Source organism: Paracoccus sp. (in: a-proteobacteria) (assembly GCF_046462195.1).
Lineage (GTDB): Bacteria > Pseudomonadota > Alphaproteobacteria > Rhodobacterales > Rhodobacteraceae > Paracoccus.
This window is the reverse complement of sequence record NZ_JBKGUN010000262.1, coordinates 1-4912: the sequence shown is the minus strand read 5'-3', so window position 1 is coordinate 4912 and position 4912 is coordinate 1. Positions and strand designations below refer to the sequence as shown.

At 58.9% G+C, this 4912-nt stretch carries 4 protein-coding genes and 2 pseudogenes; 1 reads left to right on the top strand and 5 read right to left on the bottom strand.

Annotated features, from left to right (window positions below; translation table 11 throughout):
• Positions 1-206: 206 nt before the first annotated feature.
• Together ACLHHB_RS15965 and ACLHHB_RS15960 are read right to left on the bottom strand one after the other, a co-directional pair.
• Positions 207-665, bottom strand: a pseudogene (locus ACLHHB_RS15965) (AAA family ATPase); the annotation flags it as partial.
• The gene (locus ACLHHB_RS15960; RefSeq protein ID WP_410219268.1) at positions 563-880 is read right to left on the bottom strand and encodes an AAA family ATPase; all 318 of its coding nucleotides are present in this window, start codon (positions 878-880) and stop codon (positions 563-565) included. The pseudogene ACLHHB_RS15965 and the gene ACLHHB_RS15960, both read right to left, overlap by 103 nt.
• A gap of 995 nt (positions 881-1875) precedes the next feature.
• Between ACLHHB_RS15960 and ACLHHB_RS15955 the strand changes: the two are divergent.
• A pseudogene (locus ACLHHB_RS15955) lies at positions 1876-2084 on the top strand (IS5/IS1182 family transposase); the annotation flags it as partial.
• 128 nt (positions 2085-2212) lie between these two features.
• Here the strand turns inward: ACLHHB_RS15955 and ACLHHB_RS15950 are convergent.
• The 3 genes from ACLHHB_RS15950 to ACLHHB_RS15940 all read right to left on the bottom strand — a co-directional run bounded on the left by ACLHHB_RS15950 (position 2213) and on the right by ACLHHB_RS15940 (position 3505).
• Positions 2213-2419, bottom strand: a complete 207-nt coding sequence (locus tag ACLHHB_RS15950) for a hypothetical protein (RefSeq protein WP_410219267.1) — start codon at positions 2417-2419, stop codon at positions 2213-2215.
• Between the two features lie 24 nt (positions 2420-2443).
• Positions 2444-2680, bottom strand: a complete 237-nt coding sequence (locus ACLHHB_RS15945; RefSeq protein WP_410219266.1) for a hypothetical protein — start codon at positions 2678-2680, stop codon at positions 2444-2446.
• 507 nt (positions 2681-3187) lie between these two features.
• Positions 3188-3505 (bottom strand): hypothetical protein, encoded by a 318-nt coding sequence (locus tag ACLHHB_RS15940; protein ID WP_410219265.1) that lies wholly within the window; start codon positions 3503-3505, stop codon positions 3188-3190.
• Between the last annotated feature and the right edge of the window lie 1407 nt (positions 3506-4912).

Genomic DNA, 4912 nt, shown 5'->3' with positions numbered 1-4912 from the left:
ACCTTCCGAAGCGGATCCCGCCGGAGGGGCCGGCCGGCACCGTGACCGGCGACGGCGCCTTCGACATAGGTTGCAAGATCGCTGGCAAGCGTCTCACGAATGTTGATAAGTGTGCGCCTGGGACTGGCAGCATCGGCATGAGCTAAAGTATGCCTTGCTTCTCCCAAGGCCTCACGCGCCTTGTCAGCGTCCCGGCGGCGCTCGTCTCATGCAGTTCGCAGGTCGTCGTAACAGGACGGCGCAAGCCGGCGCGCTTCAATGTCCTCGCGCAGTTCGCATAATCGCCGCTTTGCCACCGGCACGGTGGGGGCGCTCCCTCCTTTGCGGTAGAAGCTGCCGATATCTCCCTGCACTGCGTCAAGCATCTGGGACAGGCCGGAAAGGCCGCTTGTTCCTGCATGGAGCAGGCGGCCCAAATCGCCTTTGGCTGATGCGATCTCCTCCCCTCCAGATCGCAAAATATCGTCGTTGAGCGAAAATCGTGTCCTGTAAGCCTCGCGATCAAGACCGTGCAGCAGTAACTCGAGCTTGTGCTCTGTGAATTCGCGTTCATCAGCATCAATCAAGGAGCCGATCTGTTTCGCCGTGCGCCGCAGGTGAAGCGACCTTCCATCAACCTCTCTCTCGGCACCCACAAGAAGGTCCTTGCGCGCGAACCGGAACGAGTAGGGCGCGTTCTTTCAGGAAAGCCGTAGAGCAGGTCAAGCCAAGCCAAAAACGTGGTCGATCTCCCAGCCTCGTTTGACCCGTGAATGACAGGAACATCACGAATGCTTTTTTCTCGCCAAAGTTGGACTCCTGGCCTTCGAAGTGGCCATAGCGAGAGAGATACAGGCGCCTTAACCGCATGACAGGTCTCCGTACCCGAGCCGGGCTGCAATCGCGCCAAGACCCGCTTTCAGGAGCGCGTCGCGTTCATCGGACATGAATGCGTCGTGCGCCTCCGGGGAGGTGCATCGTGAAGATCTGACTGCATCTGTCCTGCCTCTTTTCGGAAACCCGGGTTCGCCGCTTCCTCCCGCATCAGCGCGGCCAGCTCGCCTTTCAGTGCGGAGGATGGTCGCGGCGGTTCCGCTGCCAGAATGACGCGATCGAGGTGCAGCCCCCCGAAGTCTTTAGCCAAGGCCGCGAGGAAGGCGCGTGCATCCCCTGCCTTTGCTGCGAAGGGCTGCGCCCCATGCCCCCTGAAGGTGACACGCAGAACCCTCGCGTGCCTCCTTTGCATCGCCAAGGAGTTTGGCAAAACGACGAGGACGTGCGTCTTGATCCCCATCTTCTGACAGAGGCAGCACGATTTGCCAAAATGCTATCGCTTCGACCTGAATTCCTTCAGTTCGTGGGCCAAGTCCATCGATGTCTACAAGGGTGACGCTTCCGCCGGACCCGTCACGGATGTGACGGCCTTGCAGTATCCCGGGCATGACCGCGAGAGCGGGGTCTCGCCGCCACTCTTTCCGAGTATGAATATGTCTAGGGGCCCACTAGTCGTAGCCATGGTCAAGAAGGTCAACGACCACACGGGGCGCGTAGGGATCATGCCCCTGCGCTCGGTCAGGCGAGCAATGCATCAGGCCGATATTGATCCGCCCGTGGGAGGGACGGAGGTATCGGGGAAGAAAGCTTTTCGTTTCGGTCCCGCCCATATGGGAGAGGCCGTGGATCGTGGCGTCCCCGATCCACACAGTTAAGATGGACAGCCCTGTATTCTTTAATCCCGAGGTAGCGAGCTTGACGAACAGATTTCCTGATGAGCAGCATCCGCGTGGAGAGCGCAGATCGTGAGGCTTGTTTGCAAAAATGGTTACTTCGGACAGTGTTCCTGCCTTCCATCAGTAGGCACCGAACTGGCATTGATGATGTGACCGCCCCCCGACGACCAGACGCTTCGGTCGGACCAACTGGAAGCAGTGGTCTGGCTCTCATGTCCGGAGCAGGATCGATGCAAGAATGCACTGGCTCACATCCTTCGGCGAACGCACCGCTTCACGAGACCCGGAAGACAAACCGACGAAGTCCACATCCGCATCGCGCTTACGAACAGCTTCAACGCGCTGGGCACCGCCGAGATCACGCGCGTGCCGTGAGGTAAGCGGAGTAAGGGGAAGGCACGCCTCAACGCCGAGTTCTGCAACTATACCCACCAAATGTGCCTGACCTGGTACCATTGCGCGAGGGGGCACGTGGCAGTCGTGTCGCAGATGATCCGACCATCTCACTCACCGCCACCATAGATATCGAGAAGCAGGCGCGGGTTGGAGCCTTCCCCCTCGATTTCTGCAATAGTTTGCACGAGAATCGCGCGATAGCGTTTGGTGGCACGGACGACGCGAACACTGGGGCGAGATCGGACGGAAAGGTTTTCGATCGCCTTCTCGGCAACCCGAGCCATGGCGGTGATCACCGGATCGAAACCGGCCATCAATGCATGTCGCTCTTTCAATCGTCAGCGCAGGAGCCCGACCAGGAGGCAGGGCGCATAAAGAAACTCTTTGTAATCGGTGCCCAGATTGATCCCGGAATCCCTTTGGACCACTTTTGTTATGCGTTCGACATCGTGCCGTGAAAGATGGAGCGGCGCGGTGTCGGAGCGCGACAGGATAAAGGCTGCGCAAGCGGATTCACGATACCATTTCCACTCATCGACTCGCTGCATCAGGCAGTGAAGGATGGCTTGCTCCATCGCTTCCGACTGGTTAGCGTGGCCCAGCCCCTACAGTTTCAACGACAGCATCTACTACGCTCTTGGGGTAACGTCGGAACTGCCAAGTCAGAAACTTATACGCGGCTCTTCGTTGTTTTCCGCCCGCCGCCAAGCAGTACGAAGGTGGGACCAAAGATCAGCAGAGCTTTCCAGAGCTTCCTCAAGTTCCTAGACTCGGGCCAGAACCTCATGTATGCGCTGGAGAGTTTCCAGCGCAAACTGCTCCTCAGGGGTGCGCGGCTTCTGCCTTGAGGGAGGGCGCACGGGGAAGCCATCCCGGTCTGGAGATGAGGCGGAACTGCGTCATGGATAGGGATGCAGAAGAAGGCGGCGCCTCTGGTTCCGGAACTACCCCCTCCATCAGCTGTATTTGCTCGGCGCGCCACGCGGCTGAGCCGATCTCCTCAATCAGAAGGCAGTCGCCGGGTCCAAACGGCGTGTTGTCGCCCAGTGCATTTTGAGCGCAAGGTCTGCTGAGGCGCATCGTTACCCCGCGGCGCCCAGCCAGACGAACTGGCCGCCGGTCGCATCCGCCGGCCGTTCCGACTCCGCACTCCCCTCCGACAGCACATTATCCCTGAGCCGTTCAGCGAATGCCCGAAGATCGGCGAAACCGGCGGCCGCTTGCTCGACATCGACGCCGCGGAGCTTTGGCATCAGCCGCATCTCGATCTGGTCCGCCAGCGCCATGTTCACCCGATCGCCTATTCCGTCGGCCTCAGGGTAATTCGTAACATACGCCGTGATCGCCCTGCCGAGGCCATGACCGAACGGCTTGCCAAATCGTGTCATCAGTTCAACCATGGTGGTGATCTCTTGCTCAATCCGCCCAGCGTCACCTTAAGGCAGGGCCCTGTTGCTCCATTTTTGCCAAAGAGCGCCGATAAGACCTCAACTGGCGGGGTCGCGACTTGCTTGGTCTGATTTCTTGTCTGCTTCAGCGCAGCAGGTTCGCGCGGTCCACGACCTTGTCGGAGAGCGACTGTATGCTCTGGTCCTTGTTCATCCTACCAGCAAAGAGCAGATTGTAGCTTGGGAAGATACAAGGCGGGTGAGCCATCTTGGGAGTTTCCAGCTCGATTTCTGCATCTTTTCTTGCGTCGCAACATTCGCCGCGACGGGGCGGCTCTCAAGGCGTCTCACAGCATTCCTCTGGCGGTCGTCGAGCACATGATGTTCGAGGGGCTTGGATCCTGAAACGCCGACGCCGCAATTCGCTGGGCTGGCGCCCGGCTGACTGACTTCTTGAGCCTCATCAAGGCAGCCTGAAGGTCTGTTGGCGCCCCGTAGTGGGGCGTCAACAGACTTCGTATGGTCCGGGCGCGCGCAGGTCGCTCCCACGCGGGAGCCTACGCCGGGTTCAACTCGCCGAGAGCTTCGAGAAGACGGCAAAAGTTATAGTGTAGCAAGGGCATCCTCCGCGGCAAAAGCCACGAAAGATAGGCCCCTGTGAGTTGAGGTTCTGCGGACACCCCCATTTTTCGGTCGATCGAGACAGAAACGGCACGAGTCTAAGCAAATCGGCTTGCATTTTCGGGCGTCCCAACCATCGACGGCACACTGGTTGTCCAGTCCGATCCCGATCCTTCCGACAGGCTGCATTGCATCAGCGGCTGCTTTCAGCCAGCGACCAAGCAAGTGGAGAACAAATCAAAGGGGGGGGGCCGCGGAATAGGGGGGGGTAAAAAAAGGCCGTTAGGCCGAAATTTTTTTTTACCCGGAGACAGAGAAAGGATCAACGTCTAAACCATTTATGGTAGCGCCCGCGATGGCTTACACCCAAGCTCTCGAATGTGCGGCCTCAGCTTTCGAAGGGTAGCAACGGCCGCGGACCTTGAACACTCATCAGATCCTATAGGTGCGGCGCAGAGATTCCAGCCTCTGAGCAAGGTTTTCGAGATCGTTTCTCACCTACGACGTGCACTTCAACAATCTGATTATTCTGGCTTCTGCGCGCCAGGATGTTCATTTCGGCTTCCGGGGCGGGGCGGGGCGGCACAGTGCCGCGCGCCCCCTGCCGTTTCGAACCGAGCCGCGCGCTCAGTTGGCGCCAAGGGCTTGATGAATTGAACCCATCAGATCCGAGTTGGGCCTTTTGGAAATGTCATGTACTTCCCAAACGTCGTTTGCAGCGACGGTGAACCCAGCCGATGTCGACTCGGCCCGAGCACTTTATACAGCATCCTCAAATTTGACGTCGCCTTTGACGAA